Source organism: Geodermatophilus sp. SYSU D01119 (assembly GCF_054049975.1).
Genome location: NZ_JBJGYL010000041.1, coordinates 13,747 through 31,937 on the forward strand (window position 1 = coordinate 13,747; position 18,191 = coordinate 31,937).

General features: G+C 78.5%; 20 protein-coding genes. 12 read left to right on the forward strand and 8 right to left on the reverse strand.

What is annotated here, in order from left to right; translation table 11 throughout:
- Positions 1-57 precede the first annotated feature (57 nt).
- Entirely contained in the window at positions 58-291 is a 234-nt protein-coding gene (locus ACI79X_RS21980) for a hypothetical protein (protein ID WP_457027549.1), read from the forward strand.
- A gap of 28 nt (positions 292-319) precedes the next feature.
- Positions 320-1,102, forward strand: coding sequence for a type I methionyl aminopeptidase (gene map, locus ACI79X_RS21985; RefSeq protein WP_457027550.1), 783 nt, complete (start codon positions 320-322; stop codon positions 1,100-1,102).
- 4 nt (positions 1,103-1,106) lie between these two features.
- On the opposite strand, the gene ACI79X_RS21990 is transcribed toward map, so the two are convergent.
- The 5 genes from ACI79X_RS21990 to ACI79X_RS22010 all read right to left on the reverse strand — a co-directional run bounded on the left by ACI79X_RS21990 (position 1,107) and on the right by ACI79X_RS22010 (position 4,574).
- On the reverse strand, positions 1,107-2,321 hold the full coding sequence (locus ACI79X_RS21990) for an aromatic acid exporter family protein (RefSeq protein WP_457027551.1): 1,215 nt from the start codon (positions 2,319-2,321) through the stop codon (positions 1,107-1,109).
- A gap of 79 nt (positions 2,322-2,400) precedes the next feature.
- On the reverse strand, positions 2,401-2,901 hold the full coding sequence (locus ACI79X_RS21995) for a PGPGW domain-containing protein (protein WP_457027552.1): 501 nt from the start codon (positions 2,899-2,901) through the stop codon (positions 2,401-2,403).
- Between the two features lie 41 nt (positions 2,902-2,942).
- On the reverse strand, positions 2,943-3,473 hold the full coding sequence (locus ACI79X_RS22000) for a hypothetical protein (RefSeq protein ID WP_457027553.1): 531 nt from the start codon (positions 3,471-3,473) through the stop codon (positions 2,943-2,945).
- Positions 3,474-3,604: 131 nt separating this feature from the next.
- Entirely contained in the window at positions 3,605-3,874 is a 270-nt protein-coding gene (locus ACI79X_RS22005) for a DUF2277 domain-containing protein (RefSeq protein WP_457027554.1), read from the reverse strand.
- Between the two features lie 79 nt (positions 3,875-3,953).
- Complete coding sequence (locus ACI79X_RS22010; protein ID WP_457027555.1) at positions 3,954-4,574, reverse strand: hypothetical protein; 621 nt, start codon at positions 4,572-4,574, stop codon at positions 3,954-3,956.
- A 99-nt stretch (positions 4,575-4,673) separates the two neighbouring features.
- Between ACI79X_RS22010 and ACI79X_RS22015 the strand changes: the two genes are divergently transcribed.
- From ACI79X_RS22015 to eutC, 5 genes are all read left to right on the forward strand, one after another.
- Positions 4,674-5,075, forward strand: a complete 402-nt coding sequence (locus ACI79X_RS22015) for a hypothetical protein (RefSeq protein WP_457027556.1) — start codon at positions 4,674-4,676, stop codon at positions 5,073-5,075.
- 35 nt (positions 5,076-5,110) lie between these two features.
- The gene (locus ACI79X_RS22020) at positions 5,111-5,992 is read left to right on the forward strand and encodes an SDR family NAD(P)-dependent oxidoreductase (protein ID WP_457027557.1); all 882 of its coding nucleotides are present in this window, start codon (positions 5,111-5,113) and stop codon (positions 5,990-5,992) included.
- A gap of 112 nt (positions 5,993-6,104) precedes the next feature.
- Positions 6,105-7,574 carry an ethanolamine permease gene (gene eat, locus ACI79X_RS22025; protein ID WP_457027558.1) on the forward strand — a complete coding sequence of 490 codons (1,470 nt, stop codon included), beginning with the start codon at positions 6,105-6,107 and terminating at the stop codon, positions 7,572-7,574.
- Positions 7,571-8,983 (forward strand): ethanolamine ammonia-lyase subunit EutB, encoded by a 1,413-nt coding sequence (locus tag ACI79X_RS22030; protein WP_457027559.1) that lies wholly within the window; start codon positions 7,571-7,573, stop codon positions 8,981-8,983. The genes eat and ACI79X_RS22030 overlap by 4 nt, the downstream gene beginning before the upstream one ends.
- Positions 8,980-9,714 (forward strand): ethanolamine ammonia-lyase subunit EutC, encoded by a 735-nt coding sequence (gene eutC, locus ACI79X_RS22035; protein ID WP_457027560.1) that lies wholly within the window; start codon positions 8,980-8,982, stop codon positions 9,712-9,714. The genes ACI79X_RS22030 and eutC overlap by 4 nt, the downstream gene beginning before the upstream one ends.
- A 3-nt stretch (positions 9,715-9,717) precedes the next feature.
- Here eutC and ACI79X_RS22040 read toward each other — a convergent pair whose 3' ends face one another.
- Together ACI79X_RS22040 and ACI79X_RS22045 are read right to left on the reverse strand one after the other, a co-directional pair.
- Positions 9,718-10,110, reverse strand: a complete 393-nt coding sequence (locus ACI79X_RS22040; protein ID WP_457027561.1) for a nuclear transport factor 2 family protein — start codon at positions 10,108-10,110, stop codon at positions 9,718-9,720.
- A 133-nt stretch (positions 10,111-10,243) separates the two neighbouring features.
- Positions 10,244-10,480, reverse strand: a complete 237-nt coding sequence (locus ACI79X_RS22045; RefSeq protein ID WP_457027562.1) for a hypothetical protein — start codon at positions 10,478-10,480, stop codon at positions 10,244-10,246.
- 40 nt (positions 10,481-10,520) lie between these two features.
- Between ACI79X_RS22045 and ACI79X_RS22050 the strand changes: the two genes are divergently transcribed.
- The 5 genes from ACI79X_RS22050 (at position 10,521) to ACI79X_RS22070 (ending at position 14,763) form a co-directional block, all read left to right on the forward strand.
- A complete protein-coding gene (locus ACI79X_RS22050; protein WP_457027563.1) occupies positions 10,521-11,162 on the forward strand; it encodes a hypothetical protein in 642 nt (213 codons plus the stop codon).
- Between the two features lie 139 nt (positions 11,163-11,301).
- Entirely contained in the window at positions 11,302-11,583 is a 282-nt protein-coding gene (locus ACI79X_RS22055; RefSeq protein WP_457027564.1) for a hypothetical protein, read from the forward strand.
- A gap of 125 nt (positions 11,584-11,708) precedes the next feature.
- Positions 11,709-12,884 (forward strand): hypothetical protein, encoded by a 1,176-nt coding sequence (locus ACI79X_RS22060; protein WP_457027565.1) that lies wholly within the window; start codon positions 11,709-11,711, stop codon positions 12,882-12,884.
- Between the two features lie 26 nt (positions 12,885-12,910).
- Positions 12,911-14,119, forward strand: coding sequence for a sensor histidine kinase (locus ACI79X_RS22065; protein ID WP_457027566.1), 1,209 nt, complete (start codon positions 12,911-12,913; stop codon positions 14,117-14,119).
- Positions 14,116-14,763, forward strand: coding sequence for a response regulator (locus ACI79X_RS22070; RefSeq protein WP_457027567.1), 648 nt, complete (start codon positions 14,116-14,118; stop codon positions 14,761-14,763). Before ACI79X_RS22065 ends, ACI79X_RS22070 begins: the two co-directional genes overlap by 4 nt.
- Here ACI79X_RS22070 and cydC read toward each other — a convergent pair.
- On the reverse strand, positions 14,756-18,073 hold the full coding sequence (gene cydC / locus ACI79X_RS22075) for a thiol reductant ABC exporter subunit CydC (RefSeq protein WP_457027568.1): 3,318 nt from the start codon (positions 18,071-18,073) through the stop codon (positions 14,756-14,758). The two genes, ACI79X_RS22070 and cydC, sit on opposite strands and share 8 nt — an antisense overlap.
- Positions 18,074-18,191: the final 118 nt, after the last annotated feature.

Sequence of the window (18,191 nt, forward strand, 5' to 3'; positions counted from 1 at the left end):
AACCCGTGTGTCACCTGGCGTCCACCTACCGGGGTGCCGGCGGGGTAGGGGAGCGGCATGACCTCGATGTGGGAACCGATGACGCCCGAGCTGGGCAACGGCCAGGACGACGGGATCCCCGCCGCCGACCCGGGAGCGGGCGCGCCGCCGCCCGCGGAGGGCTTCGGGGTGGGCGGCGAGGAGCCCGACCGCCCGGAGGAGACCGCGGAGGCCTCGCCGGTGGCCGACGGGCCGGACACCGCCTTCCGGACGCCGGACCCGGCCGACGTCCGCCGCGACCCCGCCGGCTGACGCCGGGCGGTCTCGTACCGTCGGGGGCGTGGACCTGCACGTGCTGCCGCCCCGGACGACCGCCGAACTCGACGCGATGCGCGCCGCCGGACGCGCGGTGGCGCTGTCGCTGGCGGCCGTCCGCGGGGCGGCGCGGCCGGGCGTGAAGCTGCGGGAGCTCGACGACCTCGCCAAGACCACGATGTACGAGGCCGGCGCGACGTCGTCGTTCCTCGGCTACAAGCCGGCCTGGGCGCCCACGGCCTACAACGGCGTCACCTGCCTGTCGCCCAACGAGGTCGTCGTGCACGGCCGGCCCAGCGGGCAGCGGCTCAAGGACGGCGACCTGCTCAGCATCGACTGCGGCGCGATCGTCGACGGCTGGAACGGCGACGCGGCGATCACCGTGCAGGTGGGCGACGCCGAGCGCCCCGACGACGCGCGCCTGGTCACCGCCACCGAGCAGGCGCTGGCGGCGGGGATCGCCGCCGCCGTCCCCGGCGCCACCCTGCTCGACGTCGCCACCGCGGTCGACGCCGTCGCCCGGCGCTACGGCTTCGCCCACCTCCCCGACCACGGCGGCCACGGCATCGGCCGGGCCATGCACGAGCCGCCGTTCGTACCCAACCGGCCGGCCACCGGGCTGGACCGGGTGCGGCTGCACGCCGGCAGCACGCTGGCGATCGAGCCGATGCTGCTGGCCGGTGGCGAGCGCTACCGGCACAAGAAGGACGGCTGGGCGGTGGTCACCGCCGACGGCGCCCGGGCGGCGCACGTCGAGCACACGGTGGCGGTCACCGACGACGGCCCGGTGGTCCTCACCCTCGCCTGACGGCTCAGCCCGGCCCCGGTCGGTCCCGGCGGCGCCGGCGGGTGAGTGCCCGCCGGACCGCGCGCACCTGCGCCTGCCCGAGCGGCGGCGGCGCCCAGGGAGCCGACGACGGCTGCAGCGCGGCGGCCAGCTCCACCCGCAGCAGGTCGACGGCGTCGAGCAGCGTCCCGTGCTGCGCCCAGGCGGCCGCGTCGTGCGCCGGGTCCACGAGCAGGGCGTCGGCGAGCCGCGCCCGCAGGTCGAGCATCGCCGAGAGCCGCCCGGCGTCGACGCCGGTGGGCACCGCGGTGCCGTCGGCCACCGCGCCGGCCTCGCGCAGCGTCCTCGCGACGGCGCGCAGGACGTCGGCCAGCGCCGCCCGGGCCGCCGGCGTCCAGGCCCGGTCGGCCTCGTCCTCGGGCACGAAGTAGGTGCGGTCGAGCAGCACGCGGGTGAGCGTGCGCAGCGTGACGTGGACCCGCTCGAGGGCGGTCAGCGTGCTGCGCAGCCGGGGCCGGGCCTCGCGGGCGGACCGCCCGCGCGGGTTGAGGCGGGCGCTCTCCTCGGTGCGGGCGAGGTGCCGGTCGGCCCGGGCCACCTCCGCGCCCACCCCGCGGGCGCGGTCGAGCAGGTCGTCGGCGAGGCGCCGCGACCAGGGCCCGCCGAGTGCGGCCGCGAGGTCCTCGCTCAGGCGGGCCATGCGCTCGGCGAGCTCGGCGATCGCCTCCCCGGCGGGCTGCACGTACAGCGGGGGAGCGACCAGCAGGTTGACCAGCACCCCCACGCCGGCGCCGATGAGCGTCTCGGTGATGCGGCCGAGCGCCGCGTCCTCGGCGCCGCCCACGGCCAGTACGAGCATCGCGCTGATCGGCACCTCGGCGAGATGCGGCCCCAGGCGCAGCAGCCGGCCCACGACCAGCGACAGCCCGACGACGAGGCCGAGGCTCCACCAGGTCAGGCCGACGACGGAGGCGAACAGCACCGCGATGAGCACCCCGGAGGTGACGCTCGCGACCCGCTCCCAGCCGGTGGCCAGCGTCTCGTACAGGGTGAGCTGGACGACCAGCAGCGCGGTCAGCGGCGCGAGGATCGGGGAGCTGGTGGTGTCCAGCCAGGTGGCCACCTGGAAGGCGACCACCGCGGCCAGCACGGTCTTCGCGGTGCGCAGACCGGGCGTGCGGCCGCGCCGCAGCAGCCGGGACGACCGCTGCGGTGCCGGCCGGGGCGAGGGGGTGCTCACGGGCGGGGTCCGGGAGGCGACGGACGCACACCGGCCGCCGTCCGCGGGCGCGGACGGCGGCCGGTGGAGGGCGCCGGGATCAGCCGAGGCCGAGGGCGCTGGTGGCCCGGTCGACGAGCTGGAAGTGCCCGACCGCCCAGAACACCAGTGCGGCCGCCGCGAGCCCGCCGACGGTGATCGCCGCCGAGCTGACCGGGTGCTGCTCGGCGTGCCGCCAGGCGGCCACCGCCTTGCGGCGGAACGCGGCGGAGAACCGCCGCGCCCAGTCGAACTCCGTCGACCACACCCACAGGCCGACGAGCACCGGCGGGATGGTCAGCGGCCCGGGCAGCACGGTGAGGGCCAGGCCGAGCAGCACGAACAGCAGCCCGACGACGAAGACGCCGACCCGCCACGCCAGGTGCAGGCCCGGGTCGGCCCGGATCCGCCCGCGCCACGAGTCCGGCGGCACCGGCGCCGGGGCGCCCAGGCCGTCGGAGCACTCGGGGCAGCGGGTGGCGCCCGGCCCCTCCGGTCCGTGCTCGGCGTGCGGGTCGACGGCGCGGTTGCCGGAGGAGGTGACGCTGCGTGCCGGGGTCACGGGGACCTCCTGGTGGCGCGGTGGCGCGGTCGGGCGGGAGGTCAGCGGCGGACGCCGGAGATGACCTCGCTCGCGCGCTGCTGCTCGCCGGCGTAGGAGCTCACCCACACGAGCGCGCCGGTCAGCGCGGGGATGACCCACTGCAGCGTGTCGAGCTGCTCCTGGGCGGCGGCGATCTCGGCCTTGGTGCGCTTGGTCGGCTTGGTGCCCGACTTCGACGACGGGTTGTCCTGGCTGTTGACCACCATGCCGAGGGAGCGGCTGTAGGCCGTGGCGCCCAGGGCGGCGGCGGTGAGCAGGGTCTTGGTCGCCGACATGCTCGCCACGCCCTGCTGCTGGGCGACGCGGCCGCGGTTGCCGATCAGCTGGCCCACGCTGCCGACCAGGTGCGCCCCGATGGCGACGGCGTTGATCGGCGTCCAGCGGTTCCAGCCCTCGTTGGCGACCCGGCCGGTGTCCTTGCCGGCCTCGCTCGCGGCGGCGTTGAGTGCGACGGCGTTGGCGAGCGTGCCGCCGAACCAGGCCGACAGGCCGAGGTCGTGCAGCGCGCGGGACAGGGTGTTGCGGGCCATGGCAGGACTCCAGGTGCTCGGGGGAAGGGGATCGGGTCTCGCGGAGTCCCCGACCTACCCGTTCCGCCCCCTGCCATGCCCCCTGCGGTGCTCGACGTGAGCGTTCCGGTCGCGCGACCCGGACGCCCAGGTCAGCTGCCGTACCGGACGGCGGCGCGGACCCGCGCCTTGGCCGCCTCGACCTCGCGGTCCTTCGGCGGGGCCGTCGTCACCAGGGCGTCGAGCAGCCGGGCCGAGGCGGCGGCCACCTCGGCGACCGCCCGGTCGAAGGCCTCGGCGTTGGCCCTCGACGGCTTCGCCGAGCCGCTGATCTTGCGCACGTACTGCAGGGCCGCCGCGTGCACCTCGTCCTCGGTGGCCGGCGGCTCGAAGTTCGACAGCGGGCGGATGTTGCGGCACATGCCCGGCAGCGTATGGCTGCCGGACGACGACCGGGCCCGCCTCCGCGCGCGGGGAGGCGGGCCCGGGACGGCGTCCCGACTAGAAGCCGGCGCGGTCGACCCGGCGGTGGTAGCGGGTGCCGAGCGCGCCGCCGAGCAGCGCGCCGACCAGCGTGGCCACCAGGATCGCGCCCAGCGTCACCAGGCCGGCGGTGGTGGCCGTCCCCTCGTCGACCGGGATGCGCGGCAGGTCGAGCTGCTGCAGGACGTTGTACTGCGCCCCGAGCACGGCGCCCGCGACGGCCAGCAGCAGCACGACCAGCAGGCCGACCAGCCACACCGCCAGGCCCTGGCGGGGGCCGTCGAAGCGGGCCATCCGCCCGGCCACGTAGCCGCCGGCGAGGTAGGCGAGGAACAGGACCACCACGACGGCGACCGCGCCGCCGAGGCCGATGCCCGTGGCCTGCTCGGTGGCCTCGTCGACGCTGTCGAGGCCCTGCGCGAGGCCGAGGCCGACGCCCGCCGCCGAGACGAGTGCGACCAGGAGCACCGCGAGGCCGTTGGCCGACAGCCAGCCGAAGAAGGCCGCCCCCCACTTGATCCCGCCGAAGCGGTCGCGCTGGGCGGCGACGGCGTCGCGCGCCGCTCCCCGGGTGACGTGCGCCCCCTCGCCGGTCGCCGTCGTGCCCGGCCCGTGCCCGGTACCGTCGGTGCTCGCCATCGGACCTCCTCGTCCCGTGCGCATCTCCACTCGTTGCGCTGCTGACCTGCGGATACCCGCGGATGATCACCGCGAACCGGCTCACCCGATCGGGGGCACGTGACCGTCCTGCTCGTCGACGCGGCCAACGTCGTCGGCGCCCGCCCCGACGGCTGGTGGCGCGACCGGGCCGGCGCCACCCGCCGGCTGCTCGAGCGGCTGGCCGCCGGGCCGCTGCCCGCCGGCAGCGGCCTCGAGGACGTCGGGGAGGTGGTGGTCGTCGTCGAGGGCGCCGCGCGCGGGGTGCCCGCCCCCGACGGCGTCCGGCTGGTGCGCGCACCCGGCAGCGGCGACGACGCCCTCGCCGCGGAGGCCGCCGCGCTGGCCACCGCCGGCCGGCGGGTGCTCGTGGTGACCGCGGACCGGGGGCTGCGCGCGCGGCTGCCGGAGGGGACGGAGGTCACCGGCCCGGGGCGGCTGCTCGCGGTGCTCGATCGCATGGCGGGCAACGGACCCGGGTAGGCGGTCGGGGACCCCGAGCCGAGGAGCCTCCCCGCATGTGCCAGTCCGTGCTCATCACCGGTGCCTCCAGCGGCATCGGCCGCGCCACCGCCCGCCTGTTCGCCCAGCGGGGCGCGTCGCTCGTGCTGCTGGCCCGCGGCCGCGAGGCGCTGGAGGAGACCGCCGCCGAGGTGCGCGCGCAGGGCGCCGCCGACGTCGTCGTGTGCCCCGCCGACGTGCTCGACGAGGACGCGCTGCGCACCGCCGTCGACGGCGCGGTCCGCCGGTTCGGCAGCCTCGACGTCGTCGTCCACTCCGCGCAGGTCGTCGCCTACGGGAAGGTCGAGGAGGTCCCCAAGGAGGTCTTCGAGCGGGTCGTGGACACCGCGCTGCACGGCACGGCGAACCTGGCCCGGGTGGTGCTGCCGCAGTTCCGCCGCCAGGGCGAGGGCCACCTGGTCATCGTCAGTTCGCTGCTGGCCTCGGTGGCCACGCCGCTCATGGGCAGCTACATCACCGCCAAGTGGGGCCAGCTCGGCCTGATCCGCGTGCTGCAGCAGGAGACCCGCGACGTCCCCGGCATCTCCGTCTCCGCGGTGGCGCCCGGCGGCGTCAACACGCCCATCTACTCGCAGGCCGGCAGCTACATCGGCCTCAAGGGCCGCCCGCCGATCCCGATCTACTCGCCGGAGCGCGTGGCCCGCTCGGTCGTCGCCCGGCTCGACCGGCCCCGGCGGCTCGTCCAGTCCGGTTTCGCCAACCCCGTCGTCATCCTCGGCTTCCGGCTGTTCCCGGCCGTGTACGACGCGCTCGTCGGGCCGCTGCTGCGGGTCTTCGCCCTCGCCGACGACCACAGGACGCAGCCCACCCCGGGCAACGTCTTCGAGTCGAAGCCCGCCGGGAACGCCGAGAAGGGGCGCTGGCACGGCATCCCCTGAGTCGGCGGCGTGAACGGTCTGTTGCCGCTGGCGCAGGCCGTTGACCCCGGCGTTCCCGCGGGTCGAGGCTGGCGCCCTCCGCCGCCCGGCGGGGCCGACCGCGGGAGCGCCCATGACCGCCGAACCCACCGCCCGTCCCACGCCCCCTCGGGCCGGGCACCACGCCGGGGTGGAGGCCGAGCGCGTCGACGCCGGCTACCTCGACAAGCGGAGGCTCCGCACCGGCACGGCGGGCTGGCTGCTGCTGGCCGGGCTCGGCGTCTCGGCCGTCATCTCCGGTGACTACGCCGGCTGGAACTTCGGCCTGGCCGAGGGCGGGTTCGGCGGCCTGCTCATCGCCACCGTGCTCATGGCGGTCATGTACACCGCGATGGTGTTCGGGCTGGCCGAGCTCGGCTCGGCGCTGCCGACCGCCGGCGGCGGCTACACCTTCGCCCGGCGGGCGCTGGGCCCGTGGGGCGGGTACGCCACCGGCGTCGCGGTGCTCATCGAGTACGCCATCGCCCCGGCGGCGATCGCCACGTTCATCGGCGCCTACGTCGAGTCCCTCGGCCTGTTCGGCATCACCGACGGCTGGTGGGTCTACCTCGCGGTGTACGCGCTGTTCATCGGCATCCACCTCATGGGCGTCGGCGAGGCGCTCAAGGCGATGTTCGCCGTCACCGTCGTCGCGCTCGCGGGCCTGGTGGTCTTCCTCGTCGGGGCCGTGCCGCAGTTCGACGCCGGCAACCTGCTCGACATCGCGCCCACCGACGCGGCCGGCGCCTCCTCCTTCCTGCCCTACGGCCTGATCGGCATCTGGGCGGCGTTCCCGTTCGCCATCTGGTTCTTCCTCGCCGTGGAGAGCGTGCCGCTGGCCGCCGAGGAGGCCCGCGACCCCGCCCGGTCCATGCCGCGCGGCATCGTCGCGGCGATGGGCGTGCTCGTCGTGCTCGCCGTCCTCATGCTCGTCTTCACCCCCGGCGCGGCCGGCTCCTCGGCGATCGCGGGGTCGGGCAACCCGCCGGTCGACGCGCTCGCCGGTGCCGGCGTCTCCGAGGGCCTGACCCGGGTGGTCAACTACGCCGGCCTGTTCGGGCTGGTCGCGAGCTTCTTCTCGATCATCTACGCCTACTCGCGGCAGACCTTCGCGCTCTCCCGCGCCGGCTACCTGCCGCGGGCGCTGTCGGTGACCAACGCCCGGAAGGCGCCGGTGCTCGCGCTGCTGGTGCCCGGCGCGATCGGGTTCGTCCTCTCGCTGACCGGCGAGGGCGCGATGCTGCTCAACATGGCCGTCTTCGGGGCGACGGTCTCCTACGTGCTCATGATGGTCAGCCACATCGTGCTGCGCCGCCGCGAGCCGTCGCTGCCGCGGCCCTACCGGACGCCGGGCGGCACGGTCACCACCGGGATCGCGCTGGTGCTCGCGGCCGCGGCCGTCGTCGCCACGTTCCTCGTCGACCGGGAGGCGGCGCTGTGGACGCTCGCCGCCTACGTCGTCTTCCTCGCCTGGTTCGCCCTCTACAGCCGCCACCACCTGGTGGCCTCCGCGCCGGAGGAGGAGTTCGAGCTGCTGGCCGAGGCCGAGGACGACGTCCGGTGAGACGCACCGCGACGCTGGGCGGGCACACGTACGAGTTCCCGACCCTCGTCGAGCTCATGGCCAAGGCGACCCCGCTGCGCTCCGGTGACGTGCTCGCCGGCTGCGCCGCGGGGTCGGCCGCCGAGCGGGTGGCCGCGCAGACCGTGCTCGCCGACCTGCCGCTGGCCACCTTCCTCGACGAGCAGGTGGTCGGCTACGACGAGGACGACGTCACCCGGCTCATCCTCGACACCCACGACGCCGCGGCGTTCGCGCCGGTCGCCTCCCTGACGGTGGGGGAGTTCCGCGACCGGCTGCTGGCCTGGACGGCGGCCGGTGACGAGGCGTCGATCTCCGCGCTGGCGCCGGGGCTCACGCCGGAGATGGTGGCCGCGACGTCGAAGCTCATGCGCAACGCCGACCTGGTCGCCGTCGGCCGGCGGACCCGGGTGGTGACGGCGCTGCGCAGCACGATCGGCCTGCCCGGCCGGCTGGCGTCGCGGCTGCAGCCCAACCACCCCACCGACGACCCGGTCGGCGTCACCGCCTCGATCCTCGACGGGCTGCTGCACGGCTCGGGTGACGCGGTCATCGGAATCAACCCGGCCACCGACTCGCCGGCCCGCACCGTGGCGCTGCTCGAGCTGGTCGACGCGGTGATCACCCGCTACGAGATCCCGACGCAGTCGTGCGTGCTGGCGCACGTGACCACCACGCTGCGGGCGATGGAGCAGGGGGCGCCGGTGGACCTGGTGTTCCAGTCGGTGGCGGGCACGCAGGGCGCCAACCGGGGCTTCGGCGTCACCCTCGGGCTGCTGGCCGAGGCGCGCGCCGGGGCCCTGGAGCTCGGGCGGGGGACGGTCGGTGACAACGTCACCTACTTCGAGACCGGGCAGGGGTCGGCGCTGTCGGCCGGCGCGCACCTCGGCGTCGGCGGGCGGCCGGTCGACCAGCAGACGCTCGAGGCGCGCGCCTACGCCGTCGCCCGGCACTTCGACCCGCTGCTGGTCAACACCGTCGTCGGGTTCATCGGCCCCGAGTACCTCTACGACGGCAAGCAGGTGCTGCGCGCCGGCCTGGAGGACCACTTCTGCGGCAAGCTGCTCGGCCTGCCCATGGGCGTGGACGTCTGCTACACCAACCACGCCGAGGTCGACGAGGACGACATGGACTCGCTGATGCTGCTGCTCGGCGCGGCCGGCTGCTCGTTCCTCATCGCGGTGCCCGGCGCCGACGACGTGATGCTGCACTACCAGTCGCTGGCGTTCTCCGACGTGCTCACCGCCCGCTCGGTGCTGGGGCTGCGGCCGGCGCCGGAGTTCGAGGCGTGGCTGGCCCGGATGGACCTGCTCGACGACGGCGGCCGGGTGCGCGAGCTCGCCCCCGACGCGCCGGCGGCGCGGGCGCTGCTCGCGGCGGCGTCGTCGTGAGCACCCCGGAGGTCGCCGGGAACGACCCGTGGGCGGTGCTGCGGTCGGCCACCCGCGCCCGGGTGGCGCTCGGGCGGGCCGGCGACGCGCTGCCCACCTCCCGAGAGCTGGAGTTCCGCGTCGCGCACGCCGCCGCCCGCGACGCGGTGCACTCGCCGCTCGACGTCGAGGCGCTGCGGGCCGCGCTCGGCGGCGAGGTGCTGACCGTGGCGTCGGCCGCGCCCGACCGGGCCACCTACCTGCAGCGCCCCGACCTCGGCCGGGTGCCCGCCGATGGGACGGCGCTGCCGCACACAGGGGCCGACCTCGCCCTCGTGCTCGCCGACGGGCTCAGCCCGCGCGCGGTGCAGGAGCACGGCCCCGGCCTGGTGGCGGCGCTGCGCGAGCGGCTGGGCGGGTGGTCGGTGGCGCCGCCGGTGGTGGCCACGCAGGCGCGGGTCGCGCTCGGCGACGCGGTGGGGGAGGCGCTCGGCGCCCGCGCGGTGCTCGTCCTGATCGGGGAGCGGCCGGGGCTGTCCTCGGCGGACTCCCTCGGCGTCTACCTCACCTGGGACCCGCGGCCGGGGCGCGCGGACTCCGAGCGCAACTGCGTCTCCAACGTGCGGCCGCCGCACGGGCTGTCCTACGCGCAGGCCGCCGACACGGTCACCGCGCTGCTGTCGGCCGCGCGCGAGCTGGGAGCGTCGGGCGTCGCGCTCAAGGACGAGGGCCCGGCGCTCCCCTCCGGCTGAGGATCAGCCGTAGAACGCGTCGACCGCGGCCTGGTCGGTGTGCGCCTCGTGGAACTCGGCGACGAGACCGTCCTCGTAGCGGAACAGGTGGGCGGCGACCACGTCGAGGTCCCGGTCCCCGCGGTGGGCGGTGAGCCGGACGACCGCGACGCCGTCGGTGTCGTCGGCGAAGGTCGCCCGCACCTCGGCGCGGAAGCTGCCCTCGGTGATCTCGAACAGCCGGCCGAAGAGAGCGAAGACCTCGTCCACGCCGGTGTAGTGACCCGCGAGCGGGTTGCTCCCCGGCTCGTGCCAGCGGATGTCCGGGCGCCACAGCTCCCGGACACGGTCGAGGTCACCCTTGCCGAAGGCCTCGTAGCCCTCGCGCATGCGGGCGACGTTGGGGTGCTCGGTCATGGTGCTCTCCCTCCCGAGGACGGTTCCCCCGTGACGGGCGGGAGCAGTGTCGACCCGGCGGGGACGCGAGGGAGGGGAGCGCGGCGCGGTCCGGTGTGGCGGTCGCCGTCCGTCCGTGCGGCGACCTGGCGGGTCACCCGCGGCGGCGGAACCGCCCCCGCCACCGCGCGAGGCGGCCCACCGGGACCGGGCCCGGCGGCTCGCTCCCGGGCTCGGGTACGGGGACGACGGCGGCCGCGGCGGCGTGCCGCTCGTGCAGCCGGGCGCGCACCTCGTCGGGGGTGTGCGCCCGGCGCTGCCGCTCGCCGCGGACCAGCACCGCTCCGGTGGCGGCGACACCGGCGAGGCCGGCGAGACCGAGCAGCTTCAACGCTCGCGAGGAGGGGCGCACGGTCGCCTAACGTAGCCGCGTGACCCCGCCCCGCGCGCTCCCGCTCGACGAGGCGGTCGAGCTGACCCGCACCGGCGACGTCTGGGTGTTCCGCGGCGCGTCGGTGGCCGACCGGGCGATCCGGGCGCTCACCAACGCGCCGGTCAACCACGTCGGCATGGCCGTCGTCCTCGAGGACCTGCCGCCGCTGCTCTGGCACGCCGAGCTCGGCCGCTCGCTGCCGGACGCGTGGACCGGGAAGCACCAGCGCGGCGTGCAGCTGCACGACCTGCGCGACGCCGTCGCCACCTGGCGGCAGCGCTACGGGCAGCGCGCCTGGCTGCGCCAGCTGGTCGGCCCGGCCGACGACGGCGGCGTGACCCGCGAGATGGAGGACGCCGTCCTGCGCACCGTCGCCCGCTTCGACGGCCGGCCCTTCCCGACGACGCCGGGGCTGGTGCGCGGCTGGGTCAACGGGCGGCTGCGCCGGGGCACCGCCGCGGAGACGGTGTTCTGCGCCGAGCTGGTCGCGGCCACCTACACCGCGATGGGGCTGCTGCCCGCCGATCGCCCGCGCAACTGGTACGACCCGGGCAGCTTCTGGTCCGGCGACGACCTGCGGCTGCTGCAGGGCGCCACGCTCGGGCCGGAGATCCCGGTCGACGTCCCCGCCGCCGGCTGACGCTTCCTGGTCCCGGCCGGGTCGTGCTCTGCCCACCCCGGCGGGGCAGAGCACGACCGCCCGCGGCGGCTGCCCGGGACCGTCACACCCCCGGCGTAGGAAGGGCGCAGAGCACGGGGACCCGCCCAGGAGGCTCGACATGGCCACCACCACCCTCCCGACCCGCCCGCCCGCGCGCCCGCCCCTGGCGGCGCCCGCCCGGACGCGCACCGGCGACGACCTCCTCGCCGTCGCCTGGGCGCCCGGCGCCGCGCCGCCCCGGGAGATCCGCGTCCGGCCCGAGGTGCTCCAGCGCCTGCACACCGCCCCCGACACCGCCGGCCGGCCGCTGCTCGGCGACCCGGCCGGCGTGCCGGTCGTCGTCGACCCGGCGCTGCCCCGCCACCCCGGCTTCGAGGTGCGGCGGGTGCCCCCGCGCTGACCGCCGGCGGGGTCCCCCGCGGCGGGGAGCGGGATCCCCCGCGCGGGGGAGCACCCGGGCCGCGCGCGTCCCGAGGCTGGACGGCGTCCGCCCGGGAGCCCCCGGGCCGTCCCCGGGAGGTCCCCGTGCCCGCCACCGCGTCCCCGCCCCTGGCCCCCGCTGCCCGCACCGGCGGGCCGCCGCGACCCCTCCTGCTGGCCGCCGCGGCGTGGAGCGTCGCGCACCTGGCCCTCGGCCTGCGCTGGGTGCTCGACCCCGCGAGCCGCCCCGGCCTCGACGGCGACGGGGAGAACGGCGGCGCCGGCCTGCTGACCGTCCTGCCGCCGGACCTCACCGCCTGGCTGGTGCTGGGCCTCGCCGCCGGCGGGCTGGCCGCGACGGCGGTCGCCGCGTGGCGCCGCCCGTCGGCCGGCGGCGCGGCCCTCGCCCTCGCCGTTGCCGTCGGTCTCGCCGCGCTCACCGCCGACATGCGGGTGCTGGTGCTGCTCGGCTACCTGTGCGCGCTCGTCGCGCCGGCCGCCTTCCTCGTCGTGTTCACCGTCGGCGCCGTGCGCAGCCGGCGGGCGCGGCCGTGGCTGCTCGCCGTCGCCGCCGTGGTGGTCGCGGGCCTGCTCAGCGGCGTGCTCGACCCCGGCACCGTCGCCCGGCTGGCCGGGGAGATGCGCGGCCCGCTGGCCCGCGAGCTGCCCTCGCGCGGACACCTCGCCCTGCTGCTCGGCGGCACGGTGCTGATGGCCTGGCTCGGCGTGCGGGTGCTGCGGGCCGCCCGCGGGGCCTGCGGCGCCTGCGGGCGGCCCGGCCCGGCCTGGACCCGCCCGGAGGCCGCCGCCCGCTGGGGCCGGGTCGCGACGCTGGTGGCCGCGGCCTGCCCGCTGCCCTACGGCCTGCTGCGGATGACCTGGCTGACGCCGTGGGAGGTCGGCCTGCCCGACGGCTCGGACCCGGCGCTGCGGCTGTTCGGGCTGGCGCTGGGCGTCGCGGCGCTCGGCGGCGCGGTGGCCACCCTCGGGCTCATCCGGCCGTGGGGCGAGGTCTGGCCGTCCTGGGTGCCGGTGCTGCGCGGCCGGCCGGTGCCGGTGCGGGTGCCGGTGCTCGCCGGCGGTTCCGTCGCGGTGGTGCTGCTCGCGTCGGGCCCGTCCATGCTGGCCGTGGGCATCGCCGGGCTCGGTTCGGGCGACCCGCTCGAGGCCGCGTTCCTGCTGCTGTTCCCCACCCTGCTGTGGGGCGTGGCGCTGGGGCTCGCGGTCCTGGCGTACGCCCTGCGCCGTCGTGGCACCTGCCCGGTCTGCGGCGGCCGGTGAGCCGGCCGGCCTGCCAGGATGACGCCGTGGTGCGCGTCCACCCCTCGCCGGCGCTGCGCAGGTCGCTGCACCGCTGGGTGTACCTGCTCCTCGGTGGGGCGCTGGCCCTCGCGGTCGGCGTCGTCCTGGCCTGGCCGGCCCAGCTGCTGCTCACCGCGGGGCTGCCGGGGCCGCTCGCGGTCCTCCTGGCCCTCGCCGTGGTGGCCGCCCCCGTGGCCGCCCTCGGTGCCCTCGCCGAGTCCCGCTCCATCGAGGGCGTGGCGGTCGGGGCGCTGCTCACCGGCCGCGCGGAGGACCGGGTCGGCCCGTCGGGAACGGCGGCGCAGCGGGCCCGCACCGCCGTCCTCGTGGTGGGACACGTCCTGGCCGGCGGGCTCGCCGGCGGCCTGCTGGTGGTCGGGCTGCCGACGGCGGTCGTCATGGCCGCCGCCCCGGACGACGCCCTCCTCGACGGCCTCCCGGTGCCCGGGGACCCCGCGCTGCGGCTGGCGGCGGCCGCGGGGCTCGCCGTCGCCGCCGTCGTCGCCGGGGACCTGCTCGGCCGCGGGCTGGCCGTGCTCGCGCCGCGGCTGCTGGCCGGCTCCACCGCCGAGCGGCTGGCCGCGGCCGAGGCGGCGGTGGCCGAGCTGGCCGGCCGCGACCGGCTGGCCCGCGAGCTGCACGACAGCGTCGGCCACTCGCTGAGCCTGGTCAGCGTCCAGGCCGGCGCCGCCCGGCGGCTCATGACCCGCGACCCGGCCGCGGCCGAGGCGGCGATCCGGGCGACCGAGGACGCCGCGCGGCGGGCGCTGGTCGACCTCGACCACGTGCTCGGCCTGCTGCGCGAGGAGGCCGCCGGCCCGGCCGCCCCGGCGCCCGACCTGCGCGACCTCGACGCGCTGGTGGCCACCGCCCGCGACGCCGGCGTCCGGGTGGACGTGCACGTCAGCGGCGAGCCGGGCGCCCTGCCGGCCGTGGTCTCCCGCGCCGCCTACCGGATCGTGCAGGAGGGGCTGACCAACGTGCTGCGGCACGCCCCCGGCGCGGCCTGCCGGCTGGAGGTCGACGCCGGCGCGGACCTCGCACTGCGGGTGGCGGACACGGTCCCCGGCTCGGTGCCGGGTGCCGCGGGCGGGGGCCGCGGGCTGCGCGGGGTGCGCGAGCGGGTGCGCGACCTGCGCGGCACGGTCGCGGCCGGCCCCGACGACGACGGGCGTTTCGTGCTCGACGTCCGGCTGCCGGTGCACGCGCGGTGAGCACCGTCCGCGTCGCGCTGGTCGACGACGAGCCGCTCATCCGCAGCGGGCTGGCCGCCGTCATCGGCGCCGAGCCGGACCTCGAGGTGGTCGGCCAGGCCGGCGACGGGTCGGAGGTGCTCGACCTGGTGGGCCGCACGGCGCCCGACGTCGTCCTCATGGACGTGCGCATGCCCGGCCTCGACGGCATCGCCGCCACCCGGGCGCTGGTGCGGGCGGGCTCGGCGGCGCGCGTGCTGGTGCTCACCACCTTCGCCAACGACGCCTCGGTCGTCGACGCGCTGGCCGCCGGTGCCGACGGCTTCCTGCTCAAGCGGTCGACGCCGGAGGAGGTGCTGCACGGCATCCGGACGGTGGCCCGCGGGGAGTCGCTGCTGTTCCCCGACGCGGTGCGCCGGCTGGTCCTGGGGCGGGTGGGTGCCCCCGACCCGGCGGTGGCGCCCGGGCTGTCCCGGCTCACCGCCCGGGAGGCCGAGGTGCTGCGGCTCGTGGCCGACGGCCGCAGCAACGCCGAGATCGCCGCCGCGCTCGTCGTCGGCGTGGAGACCGTGCGCAGCCACGTGGCCGCGGTCCTGGCGAAGACCGGCGCCCGCGACCGCACCCAGGCGGTGGTGCTGGCCTACCGCTCCGGCTTCGTCAGCTGACCGCCACCGGGGCGGCCGCGCCGAGCCGCAGCACGGTGTCGCCGGCCCGCTCGACGGCGTCGTCGTGGGTCACGCAGACGACCACGCGGCCGGCCAGGGCGCGGCGCAGGTCCGCCACCAGCGCGGCGGCGGTGGGCGGGTCCAGGTGCGCGGTGGGCTCGTCGAGCAGGACGACGTCGCGGTCGGCCAGCAGCGCGCGGGCCGCCGCCAGCCGCCGCCGCTCGCCGCCCGACAGCGCGGTGCCGCCCGCGCCGACGGGGGTGTCGAGGCCGTCGGGCAGGCCGGCCACCAGCGGGCCGAGGCCGGCGGCGGTGAGCGCCCCGGTCATCCGCCGCTCGCCCTCGGGGCCGGCGAGCGCGCCGCGGGGAGCGGCCAGCGCGAGGTTGGCCCGGACGGTCGAGGCGAACACGTGCGACTCCTGCGGCAGCCAGGCCGTCCGCGAGCGGACCGCGTCGCCGGTCAGGCGGGCGGTGTCGGTGCCGCCGAGGGCGTAGCCGCCGGCCCGCGGGCGCAGCGCGGCGAGGAGGACCGCGAGGAGGGTCGACTTGCCGGCGCCCGACGGGCCGCGCACGACCAGCCAGCCGTCGGTGCCGGTCCGCGCGGACAGGCCGCGCAGCACGTCGGGGCCGCCCGGCCAGCCGGCGACGAGGTCGGTGACGGCGAGGTCGCGCACCGGCGCCGGAGCGGGCAGCGGGTCGGCCGGGTCGGCGGGCACCGGGGCGGTGAGGACGGCGTCGAGCCGGGCGCGGGCGTCGGCCAGGGCGCCGCGCCGCTGCAGCGCCGACACCAGGCCGGTCAGCGGCTCGGCCAGCGCGAGCGGGGCGAGGCCGAGCACCGCGACGAGCGGGCCGGTGACGCCGGTCGCGGCGCCGGCCGCGGTGGCCAGCACGGCGGCCAGGCCGGTGCCGAGGACGACGAGGCCGGTGCCGAGCGCGCCGGCCCGCGCGCCGGTGGCGGCCACGGCCGAGCGGCGGCCCGCGACGGCGGCGAGGTCGGCGGCGGTGGTGCCGGCCAGGCCGTGGGCGCGGAGGTCGGGGGCGCCCTCGAGCGCGGTGGTGACCTCCCGCAGCGCGGCCACGCGCAGCGTGCCCTCGGCCCGGGCGGCTCCGGCGTCGACCCGCCGGTGCACGGCGAGGACCCCGGCGGCGGTGAGCGCGAGGACGACGGCGACCGCGCCCGCGGCGGCGGGGGACAGCAGCGCCAGCACGGCGACGGTGAGCGCCGGGACGGTGACCGCCACCAGCGCGGGCGGCACCACGCGCACCGACAGGTCCTGCACCAGGCCGACGTCGCCGACCACCCGGGCCAGCGCGCTGCCCGGCGTCCGGTCGGCGGCCACGCCCTGCGCGGCCAGCGCGCGCCACACCCGCACCCGCAGGTCGGCGGCCATCCGCAGGGCGGCGTCGTGGGCGGTGAGCCGCTCGGTCCAGCGCAGCAGCGCCCGGCCGAGCCCGGAGGCCCGGACGCCGACGATCGCGACCAGCAGCGTGAGCACCGGCGGCATCTCCGCGGCGCGCACGATCAGCCAGCCGGAGAGGGCGGTGAGCGCGACGCCGGCGCCGGCCGAGGCGGTGCCCGCGGCGACCGCGCGCAGCAGGGCGCGGCGCGGCCAGCCGAGCGCGGTGGGCGCCGCGGCCGCCGTGGTCGCGGCCGGCGCGCCGGGACCCGCGTCCTCGGGGCGCTCGGCGGCGGCCGGCGGCCCCGGGACGGCGGAGGCCGGCGGGGAGGCGGGCACGGCCGGGGCGCCGAGCGTCACGGTGCGGTCGGCGAGCGCCTCGAGCGCGGGGTCGTGGGTGACCAGCAGGACGGTGACCGTGCCGTGCAGGCCGGCCAGAGCGGCGGCTACGCGGGCGGCCGCGACGTCGTCGAGGTGCGCGGTCGGCTCGTCGAGCAGCAGCAGGCGGGCGCCGCGGCGGACGCGGACCAGCGCCCGGGCCAGGGCCACGCGCTGCAGCTCGCCGGGGGACAGCGTGGTGCAGTCGCGGCCGGCCAGGCCGGTGGCGCCCACGCGGTCGAGCGCCTCGACGACGAACGCCTCGGCGACGACGGCGTCCGGGCCCGGCGACGGCGCGGCGTGCCGGCGCAGCTCGTCGGCGACGGTGGGCGCCGTCGTCCGCGGGTGCTGCGGGACCAGCGCGACCGCGCCGGCCGGCACGCCGGTCACGGCGCCCGCGACCTCCGCGGACGGGTCGAGCGAGCCGGTCAGCGCGGCGAGCAGCGTCGACTTGCCCGAGCCGCTGGCGCCGCGCAGCACGACCAGCTCGCCGGGCCGCAGCGCCAGGTCGGTGGGCGGCAGGGCGGGCACCGCGCGGCCGGGGTGGCGCACGGTCAGCCCGGTGACGGCGACGTCGGCGCCCCGGGGGTCGCCCCCGCCCGCCGGCACCCCGGCGGGTGCCGGGGCGGCGAGCACGGCGCGGGCCTCGGCGGCGGCGAGCGTGGCGGCCTCGCCGGCGTGGTGCGCGGTGCCCAGCGCGCGCAGCGGGGCGAAGGCCTCGGGCGCCAGCAGGAGCGCGGTGAGCCCGACGGCGAGGCCGAGGTCGCCGTGCACCAGGCGCAGGCCGACGGTGACCGCGACCAGCGCCACCGACAGCGTGGCGATCAGCTCGAGCACCAGCGCGGAGAGGAAGGCCAGCCGCAGCGTGGCCAGGGTGCGGCGGCGGGAGGCCTCGCCCAGCTCGGCGAGCGCGGCCACCTGCTCGGCGGCGCGGCCCAGGCCCACCAGCACGGGCAGGCCGCGGACCAGCTCGGCGACGTGCGCGGCGAGCCGGTCGAGCGCGCGGGCGGCGTCGGTGGTGCCGTCGCGGGTGGCGAGGCCGACCAGCGCCATGAACAGCGGGACCAGCGGCAGGGTGACCGCGACCAGGCCGGCCGAGAGCAGGTCGGTGGCGGCCAGCACGACGAGCAGCACCGGCGGCACGACGACGGCCTGCGCGAGCGCGGGCAGGTACCCGGCCAGGCCGGGGGCGAGGTCGGCGAGCCGGGTGGTGGCCAGCACCGCGGCCGGCGCCGGGCCGCCCGCGGCGGCGACCGCGGCGGGGGAGGCGGCGAGCCGCTCGAGCAGGGAGCGGCGCAGCGCGTCCTCGGCACGGCGCGCGTCGCGGGCGGCGGCCCGCTCGCCGAGGGTGCCGGCGACCGCGCGCAGCACCGCGCCGGCGGCGGCCAGCGCGAGCGGGCCGGCCAGGGTGCCGTCGGCGGACCCGGCGGCGCGGGCGAGGGCGTGCGCGAGGCCGGCGGCGAGCAGCACCAGCCCCGCCGTCGACCCCAGGGCCGCGGCGGCCGCCCGGGCCAGGGCGCCGGGCAGGCCAGGCACCCCGGCCAGCGGCGCGAGCGGCCCCCGGGGGGGGGGGGGGGGGGGGGGGGGGGGGGGGGGGGGGGGGGGGGGGGGGGGGGGGGGGGGGGGGGGGGGTCTGGCGTGGCTGGGGCTGCTG